Below are 16,856 nucleotides of genomic sequence, written 5' to 3'. Positions count from 1 at the left end.
ACGCCACGTGGGGATCAGTGGCTGGAAAGGGCTTCAAGCGCGGCGATATCACCGGCCAGTTGCTCGGCAGCGGGCTGGTGCGCTGCCGACAAGGGCAGCAGCGGCAGGCGCAGGTCGTGTCCGATGCCGATCCGGCGCAGCAGCGCCTTCACCGGGATCGGGTTGGATTCAACACCACAGAAATCATGGAACGGCTGCAGGCGCGCGTCCCAGCTGTCGGCGGCGGGGTCATGCGCGGCGGCGAGGTCACACAGGCGGCGATAGGCGCCCGGCAAGGCGTTGGACCCCACCGAGATCAACCCCTCCATGCCGGCCTGGATGGAACGCGACGCGGTCCCGTCATCGCCACTGAGCACCACGAAGCCCGGCGCACGCAGCGCCAGCAGGGCCTGCACGCGGCCGGCCTCGCCCACCGCTTCCTTGATGCCGACGATGTTCGGGTGCTGGGCCAGCTCGGCCACGGTCTCCGGCAGCATGTCGCAGCCGGTGCGGCCCGGCACGTTGTACAGGACGACCGGCAGCCCGCCCTGGTCCGCCACCGCGCGGTAATGTGCGATCAGGCCGGCCTGGGTGGGACGCACGTAGGGGGGGGTGACGACCAGCGCGTGGGTAGCGCCGGCCGCCGCCGCGCGCCGGGTCTGGGCGATCGTCCTGGCGGTGCCCGACAGGCCGGTACCCGCCAATACCGGCAGCCGACCGGCGACCTGCGCGACCGCGCTGGCCAGCAGCTGGTCGTACTCGTCGTCGGACAGGGTGGAGGCTTCGCCGGTGGAACCTGCCACGACAACGCCGTGCACGCCTCCTTCCAGCTGCAGGCGCAGCAGACGCTGCCAACCATCGATATCGAGGGAACCGTCGGCCCGGAACGGGGTCGCCAGCGCGGTGATGAGACCGGAAAGGGACAAGGCGTGCTGCTCTTGGCTGTAGGGGAGACGCGGCGGGGCCGGAAAGCTCCGATGCGCCCTGCATGTTACTTGCGGCGCGAAAGCGCGGGCAAGTATGCTGGTCACCGGTGAATCCCCGCCCGTTGCGGGCATTCAGACTCACGCACGCATTACCCCGGAATCGCCTTGACCGACACCACCCCGCGCCCTTCGCCGAGCGAAAACCACCTCCTGATCAACGCCTATACGACGCATCCGGAGTCCCCCCTGCTGCCTGTCACCCGCCGCATCGCAGATAGCGGCTGCAACCTGGTCGACGCCCGCCTGTCCACCGTGGGCCGCGATGTATCGGTCACCGCGCTGGCCACCGGCTCGTGGGATTCGGTCGCCAAGCTGGAAGCCATGCTGACGCGGCTGGAGCGCGAAGAAGGCTTGAAGCTGGTCTGGTACCGCACCGAAGCGAAAGGCGCACAGTCCAACCTGTTGCCCTACATCGTGGAAGTGATCGCCGCCGACAAGCCCGGCATCCTGTTCCAGCTGGCCGATTTCTTCGACCGCCAGGGCATCACCATCGAAAACCTGCAGAGCACCCGTTACCGGGCCATGCAGACCGGCGCGGAAATGTTCAGCGCGCAGGTCACCGTCGGCGTGCCCGCTGCCATGCACATCGCCGCGCTGCGCGATGACTTCCTGGAGTTCTGCGACCATCTGAACCTGGATGCGATCATGGACCCGATGAAGTTCTGACGGTTTTTCGCGCGTTCGTCACGGGCGCGCGATGTTTCATGAAGCTGTAGCAGCGTGCAGGTGTAGTGGCATGCAGTGGATTGGCCAGAACCCGGTTCGGCACAAGGAACATATGGACAACGGCGACACCCTGGACCGCACCACCCTCTCCCTGCCGCTGGCGCTGTCCGGCGGCGATCACGCCACCCTCGCCGATTTTTCCGGCTCGTGGCTGGTGCTTTACTTCTACCCGAAGGACAGCACTCCCGGCTGCACCACCGAAGGGATCGATTTCAACGCCCGGCTGCCGCAGTTCGAACAGCTCGGCGCCCGCGTGCTCGGCGTGTCCCGGGATTCCGTCAAGTCACACGACACGTTCTGCGCAAAGCAGGGGTTTCGTTTCCCACTGATCAGCGACACGGATGAGGCGCTGTGCGCTGCGTTCGATGTGATCAAGCTGAAGAACATGTACGGCAAGCAGGTGCGCGGCATCGAACGCAGCACGTTCCTGATCTCGCCGGAAGGCCGCATCGTGCAGTCGTGGCGCAAGCTGAAGGTAGCCGGCCATGCCGATGCGGTTCTCGACGCGCTGAAGGCCGCCCAAGCACAGTGACTCCCATCGCCTACTTCGTCCGTCACCACCCTGCCCTGCAGGCTGTGGTGATTTTTCCCTGCCCGTCCACCAGGAACCGATGATGACCCGAGGCAAGCGCATCTACGTGCTGGATACCAACGTGCTGATGCACGATCCCACCGCGCTGTTCAAATTCGAGGAGCACGATGTCTACCTGCCGATGCAGGTGATCGAAGAACTGGACAATGGTAAGAAGGGCACCTCTGAAGCGAGCCGCAACGCACGCCAGGTAAGCCGGTTCCTCAATGAACTGGTGCAGGCGTCGGGGCTGGACAACCTCGCTGAAGGCATTCCGCTGCAGTTGCCCAACGGCCTGCAGCTGCGTGGCAAGCACAGTGCGGGCAAGCTGCGCTTCCAGACCAGCCATTTCGATGCCGGCAAGAGCTTTGGCAAGGTCATTCCGGACAACGCCATCCTGGGCGCGATCCTGGCCTTGAACGAGGAGACGCCGGAAGTTCCGGTCGTGTTCGTGTCCAAGGACATCAACCTGCGGATCAAGGCAGCGATCGCAGGCATCGTGTCCGAAGACTACGAAAACGACCGCGCGCTGGATGATTTCAGCCTGCTTTACACCGGCGCCACCGAGCTGCCGGAGGACTTCTGGAAGCTGCACGGCAGCGACCTGCGCAGCTGGAGCGACAAGGGCCGCACGCATTACGAAGTGGAAGCGCATGAGACCGAAGACTGGTACCCGAACCAGTACGTCCATCTGCCCGGTGATGACGAAGTCGAGCTGCGTGTCAGCAAGGTCGCCGGAGACAGGATCACGCTGTCGCTGGTCGATGATTTCCGCCACGGCAGCCATGCCGTTTGGGGTATCAGCGCGCGCAACCGCGAACAGAACTTCGCCCTCAATGCACTGATGGACCCGGACATCGACTTCGTCACCCTGCTGGGTACTGCCGGCACCGGCAAGACCCTGCTGGCGCTCGCTGCGGGCCTGGCGCAGACGCTGGACCAGCAGCGTTACCGCGAAATCATCATGACCCGTGCGACGGTCAGCGTGGGCGAAGACATCGGCTTCCTGCCCGGTACCGAAGAAGAAAAAATGACGCCGTGGATGGGCGCGCTGACCGACAACCTGGAAGTGCTGACCCAGCCTTCCGAAGGCGGTTCGTGGGGGCGGGCGGCGACCAACGACCTGCTGGCCAGCCGGATCAAGATCCGCTCGATGAACTTCATGCGCGGCCGTACGTTCCTGTCGCGTTACCTGATCCTGGACGAGGCGCAGAACCTCACGCCGAAGCAGATGAAGACCCTGATCACCCGCGCCGGCCCTGGCACCAAGATCGTCTGCCTGGGCAACGTGGAGCAGATCGATACGCCGTACCTGACCGAGACCACCTCGGGCCTGACCTACGCGGTGGACCGTTTCAAGAACTGGCCGCACAGCGCGCACATCACCCTGCGCCGGGGCGAACGTTCGCGCTTGGCCGACTACGCTTCGGAGGTGCTGTGAGCAACATGATGTGGAAAACGCTGCCGCTGGTGGCGGTTGCCGTGCTGGCGGGCTGCAGCACGGTGAAAGGGCCGCCCAGCGTGCCGACGGCGATCAAGACAGGGCAATCGTGGGTGGTGACCCGGCCGGTCATTGCCGCGCAGGTGCTCGACACGTGCTCGCGTCCCAGCCCGGGGCGCGACGAGGGCCGGGTCACCGGTTACTGGGCCCCCAGTCGCCAGCAGGTGGAGCAGCTCGAAGCGCAACTTGCGCAACTGGAGCCCCGTGTCGCGGCGCCGCAGGATTTCGATCGCCAGTACGTCGGCATCGAGGCCGGCGGCAACGAGCTGATCTACGTCAACGCCTTCCACCTGCCGGACAACAGCACGATCAATCCGGCACGCGAAGCGATCCGCTCCTGCGATGGCGGCGCGATGTTCTGGGGCGCGGTGTTCGATCCGAAGACGGCCACGTTCTCCGAGTTCCATCCCAATGGCGGCGGCAAACCGGGCATCTGACGGCCGGTGCTCGTCACGGCCTACAATGCCTGCATGAGCCCGAACACCCCCGCCTCCGTCCTCACCATCGCCGGATCTGATTCCGGCGGTGGTGCCGGTATCCAGGCCGACCTGAAAGCCTTTGCCGCACACCGCGTGCATGGGCTTTCCGCGATCGCCGCGCTGACTGCGCAGAACACGCGCGGCGTCATCGCGGTGCACGTGCCGCCGATCTCGTTCCTGCAAGCGCAGATCGACGCCTGTTTCGACGACTTCGACGTGCATGCCGTCAAGCTGGGCATGCTGGCGACCGCCGAGGTCATCCACTGCGTGGCCGATGCGCTGGAGAAACATCGCCCGCCGCACATCGTGCTGGATCCGGTGATGGTCGCCACCAGTGGTGCGCGGCTGCTGGAAGACAGTGCGCTGGAGGCCCTGCGCACGCGCCTGCTGCCACTGGCCACGCTGATCACCCCGAACACGCCGGAAGCCGAGCTGCTGATCGGACGCCGCATCCTCAACGCCGACGACGCCGAGCATGCGGCGGCCATCCTGCTGGACCGTGGTGCGGGCGCCGTGCTGCTGAAAGGCGGCCATCTGCATGAAGGCAGCCGGGTCATCGACCGGTACTTCGATGGCGTCAGCAGCGAGGAATTCAGCCACGCACGCCTGATGGTGGATGCGCATGGCACCGGATGCACGCTGGCCTCTGCCATCGCCGCGCAACTCTGCAACGGCCTCAGCCTGCCCAACGCCTGCGAGGCCGCGATCGATTATGTAGCGCGTGGCCTGCAGCTGGGCTACCTGCCGGGTCGCAGCGAGGTGCTGGTGCTGGACCATTTCGGTGCAGCAACCCACGCATGACCGTCGACAGCCGCACCAGCCCGCTGCAGACCGCGGACGGCCACCGCTTCGACCTGCTGCACTGCCTACCCACTCATCCCCGTGCGCGGCTGCTGTGGTTGCCTGCGCTGGGCGTGGCCGCGCGCCATTACCTGCCCTTGGCGCAGGCGCTGGCTGCAGACGGGATCGCGGTGTACCTGCACGAGTGGCGCGGCAATGGAAGCAGCGCATTGCGTCCTTCGCGGTCGCAGGATTGGGGCTACCGGCAGATTCTCGAGTACGACCTGCCGGCCAGCCAGCAGGTGCTCGCCGCGCACGACGCGCAGGACGGCGCGCTGCCCTGGATCATCGGCGGGCACAGCCTGGGTGGGCAGCTGGCCTGCCTGCATGCCGGGCGCGTCCCTTCCGCTTTTCCACGTCTTTGGCTGGTGGCCAGTGGCACGCCCTGGTGGCGCAGCTTTCCCGCTCCACGCCGCTGGTCGTTGCCGCTGGCCTATCGCTTCCTGGCATGGCTGGCCCAGCGCACGGGTGTGCTGCCTGGCCGACGGCTGGGGTTTGGCGGTACCGAAGCGCGCGGCCTGATCGCCGACTGGTCGCGGGTTGGACTAAGCAGCCGGTACGCAGCGGCCGGCCTGGATGAGGACCTGGACGGCCAGCTGCAGCGGGTACAGGGGCACGCGCAGGCGGTTCTGATGGCCGATGACTGGCTGGCGCCGGCCGGATCGATGCAGGCCCTGCTGCAGAAACTGCCACAGGTGCAGGCCACGACCTGCACATTGGATGCGGCAAGGCTGGGCGTACGTGCCGACCACTTCCACTGGATGAAGGCGCCACAGGCCGTCGCAGGGGCGCTGACGCGTTCACTTGAATGAAACCCTTCACAAAAACGTTGACGGATGCGGCGGTAATCCGCATAATTCCGCTCCTGTTGAAGCGCGCCCGTAGCTCAGTTGGATAGAGTACCTGGCTACGAACCAGGCGGTCGGGAGTTCGAATCTCTCCGGGCGCACCATCAACAGGAACACCAGCCCCGCCGCTGGTGTTGATTGGTAAAAAAATCGCTGTCACATGCGCCCGTAGCTCAGTTGGATAGAGTACCTGGCTACGAACCAGGCGGTCGGGAGTTCGAATCTCTCCGGGCGCACCAGTGACGCGATCATCAACGCCGCCGTTGATGCAGCCGTAAATGCAGTACACCGTGCGCCCGTAGCTCAGTTGGATAGAGTACCTGGCTACGAACCAGGCGGTCGGGAGTTCGAATCTCTCCGGGCGCACCATTATTCGAAGAAAACAGCAGGCCTCGGCCTGCTGTTTTTTTTTTGCGTGTGCGGATTCCGGCCGTCACCGACTCAGGGTCGGCACTACCCTCACCCCAACAGAATGCTTACCGCATCGCGCTCCACCATGCATCCAGTACGCCCGGCGCGCGCAGGCGCTCACGCCACCAGCGTAGTGCGGCGCCATCTTCCCCGGTGCGCCACGCCAGCCAGAACGTTTCGTCCGGCTTGTGCTCCTCGACATCGCGGATCACCAGCTCGCCCCGCGCCACGGCCGCACGCGCGCAGGGCTCAGGCAGGAATCCAAAGCCCACCCCTTCGCGCTGCAGCCGCAACTTGCTGGCCATGTCGGGCACGCTCAGCGTCTCCTGCCCCATCAGCAGGCCAACGGTGCGCGGCAGCAGGCGCCGTGCCGAGTCTGATACGGCGATCGCACAGTGCTCCACCAGCTGTTCGCGCCGCAGCACGCCCGGCACGCCCACCAACGGATGCCCCGGTGCCACGGCGAACACGAACGCCACGCTCCCCATCGGCTCCACCACGTAGCCCCCGCCGCTCGGGCCCTCGCCCGCCGCACCGACCAGCAGGTCCGCGCGACGATCCAACAGGGCCTCCCACGTGCCCGACAGCGCCTCGCCGATCAGCCGCAGGCGGGTCTGCGCCGCGACCTCACGGAACGCCGCGATATCCGTCCCCAGCAACCAGGTGGGAAACATCGAGTCCATCGCCAGCGTGAGTTCGGCCTCCCAGCCAGAGGCCACGCGCCGGACACGCAGTTCCAGTTCGCGTGCCGCGCGCAGCAGGTGCCGGCCCTCGTCGAGCAACGCGCGCCCCGCCTTGGTCATCTCTGCCCGGGGCCCCATGCGGTCAAACAACTGCACCCCCAGATCCTCTTCCAGCTTGGCCACGGTGTAGGAGATGGTCGAGGGGACCTTGTGCAGGGCTTTGCCTGCGGCGGCGAAGGAGCCACGTCGGTCGATGGCGTCCAGGATCTGCAGCGCGTCGAGACTGAGCTTGAGCATTCGAATTTTTCGATGATGGCTTGCAAAACTATCCGTTTTTCAAAGCCGCAGGGCAAGCGGATACTTCTTCGCAACGGGAAACGCAGCCTGCACAGGCAGCCAACCCCGCATCGAAACCATCGAACAAGGAGATTCACCATGATCCAGATCCGCAAGAGCGCAACCCGTGGCAAGGCCGACCATGGCTGGCTGAACTCCATGCACACCTTCTCGTTCGCCAACTACCATGACCCCCGCTACACCCAGTTCGGCCCGCTGCGGGTGATCAACGAAGACAAGGTGATCGGCGGCCAGGGCTTCGGCACCCACAGCCACAGCAACATGGAAATCGTCTCCTACGTGCTGGGCGGAGCGCTGGAGCACAAGGATTCGATGGGCACCGGGTCGGTCCTTCGCTACGGTGACGTGCAGCGCATGAGCGCGGGCAGCGGCGTCAGCCACAGCGAGTTCAACCATTCCGCCGACGAACCGGTGCACTTCCTGCAGATCTGGCTGTTCCCGGACCAGGAGAACATCGAACCGTCCTACCAGGAAACCCACTTCACCCCGGATGACAAGCGCGGCCAGCTCCGCCTGATCGCTTCGCCCGACGGTGCCGATGGATCCCTGTTGATCCACCAGGACGCGCGCATCTTCGCCAGCATCCTCGATGGCGCACAGCGCCTGCACCACACCCTCGCACCGGGCCGCGGCGCCTATGTGCAGGTGGCCCGCGGGCAGCTGAAGGTCAACGGCATTACCCTGGAGGCAGGCGATGCGCTGCAGATGCGCGACGAAGTGCAGGTGACACTGGAAAACGGCAATGATGCCGAGGTGCTGGTGTTCGACGTGCCGCTGTAAGGTCCGACGTCAGGGTGGCGGGCAATGCCCTGCCACCCGCCTGCACGTCGTCGACACCCTTATCGAACCTGCCGACAGTCACCGAGGACGACGCCACCGGTGTTGATGTCGTGCACGGTACCGACCAGACGCACCTTGTCGCGGCCTTTGAGGGTTCCCGCGAGCAGGCGCTGGTCAGGCGCCAACTGGCACTGCACCCCGAAGTTTCCGCCGTTGAAATCCGCAGAGCCGCGCAGTCCCAGCAGCCCCTTCGGCTGGGTCACCAGATAATCCAGCTCGACCCGCTGGGTGAAGCGGTTGGGTCCAATGGTATAGACGGTGCCGTCGACGATGTAGCGGCGGCCCATGTACTTCGCCGCGAAAGGCAGCATCAGTTCACTCGCATCACCCGCATTCTTGCCACTGAACAACCCCCGGATCGGCGCCGTGCTGATCGAACGTCCCAAGCGACCCGCCTCTTTGCCGAGCTCGCCTGAAAGTGCCTGCGCGTCGACAGACACCGGCTCGTCGAAACGGCTGGCGCGACGTGCAGCCTCGGCGATCGCCTCCCCCTCCTTGCCCGGCTTGATCTTGTCCAGCAACTGCGTGCACAAGCCGGTCTTCGCGTCTTCATCGCGCACCAGCTGACCGCGCGCGAGTTTGACCGTCACGAACACTTCGCCGCTGGGCTGGACCTGGACCGCGGTGATGACCGGAATGGTGACGCCTTTGCGCTGGGTCAACAGAATCGTGCCGTCCTCGGGCGTGATGACATCGCCACTGGCTTCAAAGCCGACACTGAGCGCCATGCTGCGCACCTGGCCAAGCGCACTGGCCATGCTGATGCCGGGAATGGTCCGACTGGCCGCGTAGCGCATGCCGTTGCGCGGGTCACCCACCGCCTGGAAACTCTCCGCGCAGGTCGCGCCCATGGCAGAGCCCGCGTACAGGCCTGTCGCACCGAAGACCGCCATCGCGGTCGCCCTGTAGATCCACATCGTCCGTGCTCCTTGTGTCGGGTGAGGCAGCGCATGCCGGCCCCCTGCCGCAAAGAAGCGTAGCGCACCGTCCCGCCAGCGGCGTCGACGCGTCCCACACACGGCTTTGTCCGTGCCGGGTCTATCTGCCTTCCATGCCCGCACCGCGTTCATGCGACGGACTCGTCCGCTTAACGACCCGGGCTGCACGATCCGTGTCACAACACGGAGGGTGCCATGAACAAACAATCGCCGACCAATCCGGGCAACGAAGAAGACGATCAGAACCAGGCGGACACACCGGACAGGCTGCGCAACGACGGCGCACGCTGGAAAGAACGCGACATGCCCGAGCAGGAGGGCCACGCCACCCCGGATGACTACGAAAAGCCTGCGCCAGGCTGAGCCGGCATCGCAAGGTAGAGCCGACTTCAGTCGGCTGCCTCACTTCCCGCCGAGCACGGCTCGGCGCTACCGTGGCCTTGGTAGCCCCGACCCATGGTCGGCGAGCGCAGCGGGCCGCACCGCATCACGCCGACCATCTGCCAGCATGACGCGTGTCCTTCACGGGGCGGTGTAGGTCGCCGTCAACGTCACCGCGCGATACCCGCCGGTGCCGCCCACCAACCGGATGAAGTACGAATCCTCCACCGGCAACGCGGCCTGCATGTTCTGCGTCGTGCCGGCGCGCACCGCACTGACATCCGCGCCAGTGCCATCGCGTTCCGGTGCGCGGGTGGTGCGTGGGCCGCGGACGTGCACATCCAAGAGCGCCGCTCCGGCTGGTCAAATCTTAAACAGCCTTCCAGTGGAACAACACCCTGAAGACATGCGTCGCCCCTACATGTCGGCCATGTTGAAACGCATGGGCTTCGGCCGTCCAACGATTAATGGATTTCGGTCAACTTTCAAGGATTCGCGGCGAGAACAACTGATTTCCCTGATGATTTGTCGGAAGCGGCGCTGGCCCATAGGGTCCGCGACAAACCCAAGGCCGCCTACAAGCGGGGAAGGATACTGAGACACGCCAGACAGTAATGCGGACCGACCAGCCTTCTACGGATGCCCGTCCCACGTGCAAGTGCCGAGGCGTAGGGGCGGTCATGCCGCACCGGAAGATGATCGAGAATCTGGGCGGTTGGGGAGTCTCTCGGGAATGGGCCAGCCCAGCGAGAGAACATGGCAGCATAATGCGCCGCGTCTCAGAACCGATGTTCAACGAGGTCAACCATAGCGTTTCTAACGTACCTGCAAGGGTTTCGCCAAAGCATCACACGATGATGAAAAGGATAACTACGCTTTTCAAAGGATTGATAACGCGGAAAAAGCTAGCTCTTGCGCTGGTTGTCATCGCCTCGCTGGGCGCGACCACAACAATTGCGACTACCGATCTGGCGAGGGTCCAAGTTGTAGCGATCGCAATGGATGGAAAACCCATCTCTTGCTCAACATCCGGTTGCAACAATGCGGCAAATCAAGAAGCGCTGGCAGAATACATGCGCTGGCAGTTGGAGCACGCTACCGCTCCCGAGGAGCCACTAGCCATTGATCGCCCGAAATTTTGTCAACGACTTCGCGCAAGCAGGCCTGCTAACTGCGGCTCAGGTCCACCGCCTTCCGTTCCAGGATATGACTTGGGCTGGCAGCCTAATGGCTGTGGCACCGGAGGTTTTTCGAACTGGATTGCCAACTCTGTGCTCTCTATCATAAGTACTGAAGCATATTCTGGAAATTTTGATGCTCCCTATCCAGGAGTGTCTTTCCTGGGTTCTTGTAATGAACACGACAGATGCTGGGGAGGCGGAGGCAATCGGGCCGCGTGCGACACGGCCTTCCATGGTTCAATGTTGACTGCCTGCGGTGGGGCGGCTGAGGGCGGCCCGCGGTCCACGTGCATCGGATTTGCAGGTATCTACCATGGCGCAGTAACAACGACTGACGCATCGAATGATGCCTACGCCAATAGCGTGGCTCAACATGCGTGCGCCGCATGGACCTATGACATGAATCTCAATGAGTGCCCACGGTGATGAACAGGAAAATCGTCTTTATGGCGCTCGTAGCAGCCGCACCGCTGAGCGTGAGTGGCTGCCAGAATGACAGCGCGGCAGCGTTGGCCGTGGAGTCCGCTGCGACACCCACCCGTCAAATCGCCAAGCCTCCTGCGGCTCCACGAGCGGTTGAGGAGGAGCTCTTTGAAGGCGTAGCCGATTCACGTGCTAAGAGTTGGGATGCATTCCTCTCAAGCGTTTCTAAAGATGAGCGGACTTACTTGGAGGGGCTATCCCAACGTTACTTTGGAGCTCTACACTTCAGCACCGCTGCAGAGCGTAGTGAGTTGATCAGTTTGGGGACACCGCTTCCTGAAGAGTGGCTTGTTGCCCAGCATGTTAGCGACGCTGACCTACGAGCGATGGCCGACGACAACAATCGAAAGGCCGGTATATTCCTTGTCGACCGTCTGCTGGCGAGGATGGCGAGTGTTATGGAGCAGGCAGGCGCCAGCAGCTATCTTGAGGTAGTCAACGCACTTCCCGAGGCACAGCGCCCAGCAATAGATAGAGACCGCCGCGAAGCAATGGATCGGTCTGCTTCACAGTTCAGCATCAGTCCTACGCCATTTACCGCGTACCAGTTTGGCCTTGGGTTTTCTGCGGGCACGGGAAGCACTGCCGGAATTCCTGCCGCCATGACTGTTGCTGGGGAGTTGGGGGACCCGCGTGCTGTGAAGTTGCTGGCAGCCTACACTGCTACGCACCCCGACGAAGATCCCAAGCTGGTAACCAACGTTATAGGGGCCATGCGGGCGTTGGCGAAGCCAAGCGAAAAATGAAGTGGCTGCCCGGATCCTTCAGCCAACCAGCCAGGTGATCACGGGTGACTGTCCGCCACACGCGCATGGTGGGGGCGTGCCTGCAGCAGGATTGGCTTCCTCGCAGATCAACGCGGAGCTTTTCCTGATCGGTTCTTCCAACGTCAAGAGCGTGTTCGACAAGATCTACGCCGCCAGCGGTTTCATCGAACGCAATTGGCACTTCCTCGGCGATCCGCGATGCGTATAACTGCAGGCCTCGTAACTGTTCTAATCACCGGCCTATGCGCATCGGTAGAGCCGACTTCAGTCGGCTGCCTCACTTCCCGCCGAGCACGGCTCGGCGCTACCGTGGCCTTGGTAGCGCCGACCCATGGTCGGCGAGCGCAGCGGGCCGCACTACATCACGCCGACCATCAGCCAGCATGACGCGTGTCCATCACGGGGCGGTGTAGGTCGCCGTCAACGTAACCGCGCGATACCCGCCGGTGCCGCCCACCAACCGGATGAAGTACGAGTCCGCCACCGGCAACGCGGCCTGCATGTTCTGCGTCGTGCCGGAGCGCACCGCACTGACATCCGCGCCGGTGCCATCGCGTTCCGGTGCGCGGGTGGTGCGTACGTACATCTTCAACTGCCCGCTGCCGCCCAGCGTGCGGATCTGCAGATTTCGCGCGCCAGCCGGCACGTCCACGCGGTACAACTGCCATGCGCCCTGCGCAGCAGTGAGCTGGCTGGCAGACGCACCGCGTGCCAGGGTCACCGCGCTACCTTCGTCACCGCCAGCAGAAACACCGGCCGCCCGCGCGACCGCTTGCCGCGCATCCAACAGGCCCGCGCCGATGCGCAGGATCGGCTTGACCGGAAACACCTTTGACGTCTGGGTGAGGATGTCACGCACTTCGCGCGGTGTCGGCAGCGGACGGTTGGCAGTGTATGCAGCGCTGAACACCAAGGCTGCCACGCCGGCGACGTGGGGGGCGGCCATCGAGGTCCCGGTGTAACCCGCATACGTGGGGGTCTCTGGCCCGTGCGAGCCGGTGTTGAGCGTGGACCAGATGTAGCCGGCACGTGCCGTCGTCCCGGTAGACGGATCATCGTTGGTGTACGTGCCACCGCCGGGTGCCGACAGGGTGATGCTGTTGCCGTAGTTGGAGTAAGACGCGCGCTTGCCGGTGATGCCGGTGGCGGCCACGTTGATGACGCCCGGGCAGCTCGCTGGCGTGAAGGACGCCGCATCCACGTTCGAATTGCCGGCGGCGACCACCACCACCGTGCCGCGCGACATCGCACCGGCAATCGCCTGTGCGGTCACGCTGTCGGCGGTGCAGACGCCGCTGCCGCCCAGGCTCATGTTGATGACCTCGGCCGGATTCTGGTTGTCCGGCACGCCATCCACATGGCCACCCGATGCCCACGTGATGGCGTCGGCGATGTCCGCCGTGCTGCCGCCACAGTGGCCCAGCGCGCGGATCGGCAGCACCTTCGCCTTCGGTGCAACCCCGACCATGCCCACGCCGTTGTTGGTCAGCTCCGCGATGGTGCCCGCCACGTGCGTGCCGTGCCAACTGCTGTCAGTGGCTTCCTGCTCCTGCACACAACCGCCATTGGCCACGAGGAACTTGGGGTCGGTGGTCCAGTCGCCGGTGTCCCAACCGCCCGCGACGCGGCCATCGGTGGCACGCCCGGACACGAACGCATTGCTGATGAAGTCGTAGCCCGCGTTGGCCAGCGACAGGTCCAGGTCCGGATGCTGGGTGATGCCGGTGTCGATCACCGCGACGGTGATGCCTTCGCCATCGCCCAGCTCCCATGCCGGGATCACATCGATGCCGCCACGGTTGGGTGCCGTGATGCTGGTATCCGGCTCCACCCGCTCCAGCGTGCCGTCCGCCGCACGCATGTGCCACTGCACCTTGAAGTTGGGATCGTTGGGTACGGTCGCACCAGGAGCAAGCACAGTGCTGGCCGTGCTGCGGATGGCCTTCAGCATCAGGTTCGGCTCGACGTGGGCCACGTTGGGATCAGCCTTCAACTGCTGCACCAGACTGTCTACCTGGCCCTGGGTCAGGATGCGGCTGGGGCGTACCAGATCGGCGCCCACACCCAGTCGACGCACGCGGGTCAGCACCGGCGGTGCCTGTTTGTACTGGCTGCTCCACTGCGCGCGCACCGTGCTGCTGCCCATGACGGTGCTCAAGCGGCTGGCGGCGGCGCTGGCACTGGTGCGTGCGGTGGTGCCAGTGCGGTAGGTGACAATCAATCCGTCATACAGCGCCGTAGGCTGGGTCGTACTGCCGGTCTGCAGCGTGGAAAACCGCGGTTGGGCGGCATGGACGGCCGGCAGTGCGGACAGCAGCGCAGCTGTCAGCAGGCTGCGGCGCAGCATCGTGGAACGCTTGCTCATCTGTTTCTCTCCGAGGAAGGGGCTGGCGGCAGCAGGGAGCCACCGCCATGCAGGCGATGGGGGTTACAGGTCGATGCCGAAGCCGATGCCGGCCGAGTTGTCACTGCCACTGAAGGCACCGCCGAGGCTGAAGCTGGCGCGCTCGCTGATCTGCTTGGCGTAGCCGACCGACAGCGCGTTCTCCCCGCCCTGCCAACCGGCGCCGACGGCCACACGACCACGCGGACTGCGGCTGCCTGCTGCGTTGATCGCCATGTTCATCATCGCCGAGCTCATCGCGCCCATCCGGTCCATGCGCTGGTCCTGCTTGCCGAGGCGTCGGTCGAGATCGGTGCCCATCCGTTCGAAGCGATCATCCAGCGTGCTGTCGAGCGCGTTGAAACGACCATCGGTGTACGCGTTGGCCGTGCTCGCCGACTGGCGATCAGCGGCCTGCATCTGGGTCACGTTGACCGCGTCGGTGCCAGCAGTGCCTGCCGCCACGTGAGCGACCTGTCGGTCATTGCCGCTGCTGCCGACCGATACCGTATTGGCGCGGTCGGCGACACTGCCCTGCCCCACTGCAACGGCGTTGCTGGCCGTGACGCTGGCACCTTGGCCGAGCGCGGTACCCGAGGCGGCGCTGACCTGGCTGCCCTCGCCCACCGCTACCGCGTTCGTCGCCGTTGCACTGATCGCGCTGTTGGCACCCACGGCCGTGCTGCCATCGGCGAGCACCCGCGCATTGGCGCCCAGCGCCGTGTCGTTCGGACCCACAGCCACGGCACCCGCACCGACGGCGGTGGCATTCTGCCCGCCCGCACTGGCACCCGAGCCGATGGCCACGGCATTGCTGCCTGCCGCGATGCTTGCACTGTCATCGCCGCCCACGGCAACACCGGGGCTGCCGACGCCGCCCTGCGGACGCGATTCCACGGCAGTGACACGTTGATCCAGCCGGGTCCACGCGCTGTCCAGTGCAGCGAAGGCGGTATCCACCGAATTGAACACATTGCCCTGCACGCTGTACGCCGGCGCCACGAAAGCGCCATCGTCGGCGACGCGGCCACCCAACGCGGCCACCGTGAGCCCCAGGTTGGCCCGCAGCGCTTCATCGCTGCTGCCGAGCACGGTGGAGAGCGCACGGAACTGCGCAACGTTCACCGCGTCGGTGTCTTCGCTGCCGGCCGCGACGCGGGTGAGCTGGCGCTCAGCCCCTTCGCTGCCGATCGACACCGTGTTATCCCGCTCGGCCACGCTGCCTGCGCCCAGCGCGATGCTGCCCAGGCCGGTCGCCGCCGCGTTCTGGCCCAAGGCCAGCGAGCCGTCACTCAGTGCGGTCGCACCGGCGCCCAATGCCGTGGCGCCGACCCCGTTGGCGCTGGCGACGTAGCCCACTGCCGTCGCTTCTTCTGCAGCGGCGAAGCTCATCGCACCCAATGCGCTGGCGCTGTTGTCGGTGGCCAATGCCTGCCCACCCAGGGCGGTGGCATACATGCCATCGGCGTGACTGTCATACCCCATCGCCACGCCATAGTCCGACAGCGCCCACGAGCCTGCACCGACGGTCACCGAGCCGAGTCCATTGGCCTGTGTATAGATGCCCGCACTGCTGGACCCGATCGCGATGCTCTGCTGCCCTTGGGCCAGTGCGGTTTCACCCAGGGCCACCGCACCATCGCCTGCAGCCTGGCTGGACCAACCGGCGGCCAGCGAGGCAAAGCCGGTCGCCTCGGCGAAGCTGCCCAGCGCCACCGCGACGTCATTGTTGGCATAGGCGCCGTAACCCACTGCAGTGGATTGAACACCGTTGCCGGCCGCTGAAGCGCCCACGCCCACCGAATACAGGCCTTGTGCCCGCGAGCCGGAACCCAATGCGGTGGCGTTGTCGCCTTCGGCAACGGCCGACCAGCCAACCGCCGTGGACGTGTTACCCGTTGCGGTAGCCACCGAGCCCACTGCCACGGACCCGAAGCCGCTGCTCAGCGCGCCGTCCGAGTCACCGAAGGAACTGCCGAAGAAACTCCCGCCGATCGCCACGGCCGACTGGCCGGTGGCTGCCGCGCCGTCACCCATCGCGATGGCGGTGTTGCCGGCGGTCGTGCGGTGGCCGATGGCGATGCCGTAGGCGTCGGTCACCCGCGAACGCGGACCAATGGCCACACCGAAGTTGCCGTCCGCCGCCGCACTGGCACCGATCCCGATCGCATGGGTGCCGACCGCGGTGGCGTCGTCGGTATCGTCTTCTTCGCCGTCCGCCGCGAAGTAACGGTTGGCCGCATCGACCGATGCAGGCGTGACCACGGGATCGGCGTCAGCCTGCACGGCGGCCGTATCGGCGGCCGCCGGCTCGGCGGCGGTCGCCAGCGAGGACAGCGCCAGCAGCAATGCGGCTGTCAACGAACTGAAAGACGGGGCGCTCAGACTGCGGCGCAGGGAACGCTGCCCGACGCGGGCGATCGGCTGGATTCGGCTGGTCATGTGGGTTGTCCGGAGGAAGGGTTGGCCGCACCGGGCCCCCTTGGCCGACGCGTTCCGTAC

The 16,856-nt window shown here is 65.3% G+C and carries 16 protein-coding genes and 3 tRNA genes; 13 read left to right on the top strand and 6 right to left on the bottom strand.

Features of this window, described 5'->3' with window-relative positions; genetic code table 11:
• Nucleotides 1-14 precede the first annotated feature (14 nt).
• Complete coding sequence (gene dapA, locus IFT65_RS05000) at nucleotides 15-905, bottom strand: 4-hydroxy-tetrahydrodipicolinate synthase (RefSeq protein WP_192080562.1); 891 nt, start codon at nucleotides 903-905, stop codon at nucleotides 15-17.
• A gap of 165 nt (nucleotides 906-1,070) precedes the next feature.
• Between dapA and IFT65_RS04995 the strand changes: the two genes are divergently transcribed.
• The 9 genes from IFT65_RS04995 (at nucleotide 1,071) to IFT65_RS04955 (ending at nucleotide 6,299) form a co-directional block, all read left to right on the top strand.
• A complete protein-coding gene (locus IFT65_RS04995) occupies nucleotides 1,071-1,631 on the top strand; it encodes a glycine cleavage system protein R (protein ID WP_223202868.1) in 561 nt (186 codons plus the stop codon).
• 112 nt (nucleotides 1,632-1,743) lie between these two features.
• A complete protein-coding gene (locus IFT65_RS04990; RefSeq protein ID WP_188324389.1) occupies nucleotides 1,744-2,223 on the top strand; it encodes a peroxiredoxin in 480 nt (159 codons plus the stop codon).
• A gap of 82 nt (nucleotides 2,224-2,305) precedes the next feature.
• Nucleotides 2,306-3,703, top strand: coding sequence for a PhoH family protein (locus IFT65_RS04985; protein ID WP_188324390.1), 1,398 nt, complete (start codon nucleotides 2,306-2,308; stop codon nucleotides 3,701-3,703).
• A 5-nt stretch (nucleotides 3,704-3,708) separates the two neighbouring features.
• On the top strand, nucleotides 3,709-4,200 hold the full coding sequence (locus IFT65_RS04980; protein WP_192080741.1) for a hypothetical protein: 492 nt from the start codon (nucleotides 3,709-3,711) through the stop codon (nucleotides 4,198-4,200).
• 33 nt (nucleotides 4,201-4,233) lie between these two features.
• The gene (gene thiD / locus IFT65_RS04975; protein ID WP_192080559.1) at nucleotides 4,234-5,043 is read left to right on the top strand and encodes a bifunctional hydroxymethylpyrimidine kinase/phosphomethylpyrimidine kinase; all 810 of its coding nucleotides are present in this window, start codon (nucleotides 4,234-4,236) and stop codon (nucleotides 5,041-5,043) included.
• Entirely contained in the window at nucleotides 5,040-5,894 is an 855-nt protein-coding gene (locus IFT65_RS04970) for an alpha/beta fold hydrolase (protein WP_192080557.1), read from the top strand. Before thiD ends, IFT65_RS04970 begins: the two co-directional genes overlap by 4 nt.
• Nucleotides 5,895-5,957: 63 nt before the next feature.
• A tRNA-Arg gene (locus tag IFT65_RS04965) sits at nucleotides 5,958-6,034 on the top strand.
• 58 nt (nucleotides 6,035-6,092) lie between these two features.
• A tRNA-Arg gene (locus tag IFT65_RS04960) sits at nucleotides 6,093-6,169 on the top strand.
• Nucleotides 6,170-6,222: 53 nt separating this feature from the next.
• Nucleotides 6,223-6,299, top strand: a tRNA-Arg gene (locus IFT65_RS04955).
• A gap of 107 nt (nucleotides 6,300-6,406) precedes the next feature.
• On the opposite strand, the gene IFT65_RS04950 is transcribed toward IFT65_RS04955, so the two are convergent.
• Entirely contained in the window at nucleotides 6,407-7,321 is a 915-nt protein-coding gene (locus tag IFT65_RS04950) for a LysR family transcriptional regulator (protein ID WP_192080554.1), read from the bottom strand.
• A gap of 138 nt (nucleotides 7,322-7,459) precedes the next feature.
• On the opposite strand from IFT65_RS04950, the gene IFT65_RS04945 reads away from it, so the two are divergent.
• Complete coding sequence (locus IFT65_RS04945; protein WP_192080552.1) at nucleotides 7,460-8,161, top strand: pirin family protein; 702 nt, start codon at nucleotides 7,460-7,462, stop codon at nucleotides 8,159-8,161.
• 59 nt (nucleotides 8,162-8,220) lie between these two features.
• Here the strand turns inward: IFT65_RS04945 and IFT65_RS04940 are convergent, their stop codons facing one another.
• On the bottom strand, nucleotides 8,221-9,138 hold the full coding sequence (locus tag IFT65_RS04940; RefSeq protein ID WP_192080550.1) for a hypothetical protein: 918 nt from the start codon (nucleotides 9,136-9,138) through the stop codon (nucleotides 8,221-8,223).
• A gap of 216 nt (nucleotides 9,139-9,354) precedes the next feature.
• Here IFT65_RS04940 and IFT65_RS04935 point away from each other — a divergent pair, with 216 nt between their 5' ends.
• The gene (locus IFT65_RS04935) at nucleotides 9,355-9,522 is read left to right on the top strand and encodes a hypothetical protein (RefSeq protein WP_192080548.1); all 168 of its coding nucleotides are present in this window, start codon (nucleotides 9,355-9,357) and stop codon (nucleotides 9,520-9,522) included.
• 159 nt (nucleotides 9,523-9,681) lie between these two features.
• On the opposite strand, the gene IFT65_RS04930 is transcribed toward IFT65_RS04935, so the two are convergent.
• Nucleotides 9,682-9,885: a hypothetical protein gene (locus IFT65_RS04930; RefSeq protein ID WP_192080546.1), complete on the bottom strand. Its 204-nt coding sequence runs from the start codon at nucleotides 9,883-9,885 to the stop codon at nucleotides 9,682-9,684.
• A 1,261-nt stretch (nucleotides 9,886-11,146) separates the two neighbouring features.
• On the opposite strand from IFT65_RS04930, the gene IFT65_RS04925 reads away from it, so the two are divergent.
• Entirely contained in the window at nucleotides 11,147-11,950 is an 804-nt protein-coding gene (locus IFT65_RS04925; RefSeq protein WP_192080544.1) for a hypothetical protein, read from the top strand.
• Between the two features lie 76 nt (nucleotides 11,951-12,026).
• Nucleotides 12,027-12,179 (top strand): hypothetical protein, encoded by a 153-nt coding sequence (locus IFT65_RS04920; protein WP_192080543.1) that lies wholly within the window; start codon nucleotides 12,027-12,029, stop codon nucleotides 12,177-12,179.
• A gap of 189 nt (nucleotides 12,180-12,368) precedes the next feature.
• Here IFT65_RS04920 and IFT65_RS04915 read toward each other — a convergent pair whose 3' ends face one another.
• Nucleotides 12,369-14,336 (bottom strand): S8 family serine peptidase, encoded by a 1,968-nt coding sequence (locus IFT65_RS04915; protein WP_192080541.1) that lies wholly within the window; start codon nucleotides 14,334-14,336, stop codon nucleotides 12,369-12,371.
• 63 nt (nucleotides 14,337-14,399) lie between these two features.
• Nucleotides 14,400-16,796 carry a YadA-like family protein gene (locus tag IFT65_RS04910; protein WP_192080540.1) on the bottom strand — a complete coding sequence of 799 codons (2,397 nt, stop codon included), beginning with the start codon at nucleotides 16,794-16,796 and terminating at the stop codon, nucleotides 14,400-14,402.
• Between the last annotated feature and the right edge of the window lie 60 nt (nucleotides 16,797-16,856).

The sequence above is a fragment of the Stenotrophomonas sp. CFBP 13725 genome, assembly GCF_014841935.1.
In the GTDB taxonomy this organism is placed as follows: domain Bacteria; phylum Pseudomonadota; class Gammaproteobacteria; order Xanthomonadales; family Xanthomonadaceae; genus Stenotrophomonas.
This window is presented reverse-complemented; position numbering and strand designations above follow the sequence as displayed.

What these genes read in the sequence shown, in the direction of transcription:
- IFT65_RS04990 (WP_188324389.1), top strand. Translation starts at nt 1,744, where the DNA reads ATGGACAACGGCGACACCCTGGACCGCACCACCCTCTCCCTGCCGCTG.
- IFT65_RS04985 (WP_188324390.1), top strand. Translation starts at nt 2,306, where the DNA reads ATGACCCGAGGCAAGCGCATCTACGTGCTGGATACCAACGTGCTGATG.
- IFT65_RS04980 (WP_192080741.1), top strand. Translation starts at nt 3,709, where the DNA reads ATGATGTGGAAAACGCTGCCGCTGGTGGCGGTTGCCGTGCTGGCGGGC.
- thiD (WP_192080559.1), top strand. Translation starts at nt 4,234, where the DNA reads ATGAGCCCGAACACCCCCGCCTCCGTCCTCACCATCGCCGGATCTGAT.
- IFT65_RS04970 (WP_192080557.1), top strand. Translation starts at nt 5,040, where the DNA reads ATGACCGTCGACAGCCGCACCAGCCCGCTGCAGACCGCGGACGGCCAC.
- IFT65_RS04950 (WP_192080554.1), bottom strand. Translation starts at nt 7,321, where the DNA reads ATGCTCAAGCTCAGTCTCGACGCGCTGCAGATCCTGGACGCCATCGAC.
- IFT65_RS04945 (WP_192080552.1), top strand. Translation starts at nt 7,460, where the DNA reads ATGATCCAGATCCGCAAGAGCGCAACCCGTGGCAAGGCCGACCATGGC.
- IFT65_RS04940 (WP_192080550.1), bottom strand. Translation starts at nt 9,138, where the DNA reads ATGTGGATCTACAGGGCGACCGCGATGGCGGTCTTCGGTGCGACAGGC.
- IFT65_RS04935 (WP_192080548.1), top strand. Translation starts at nt 9,355, where the DNA reads ATGAACAAACAATCGCCGACCAATCCGGGCAACGAAGAAGACGATCAG.
- IFT65_RS04925 (WP_192080544.1), top strand. Translation starts at nt 11,147, where the DNA reads ATGAACAGGAAAATCGTCTTTATGGCGCTCGTAGCAGCCGCACCGCTG.
- IFT65_RS04915 (WP_192080541.1), bottom strand. Translation starts at nt 14,336, where the DNA reads ATGAGCAAGCGTTCCACGATGCTGCGCCGCAGCCTGCTGACAGCTGCG.
- IFT65_RS04910 (WP_192080540.1), bottom strand. Translation starts at nt 16,796, where the DNA reads ATGACCAGCCGAATCCAGCCGATCGCCCGCGTCGGGCAGCGTTCCCTG.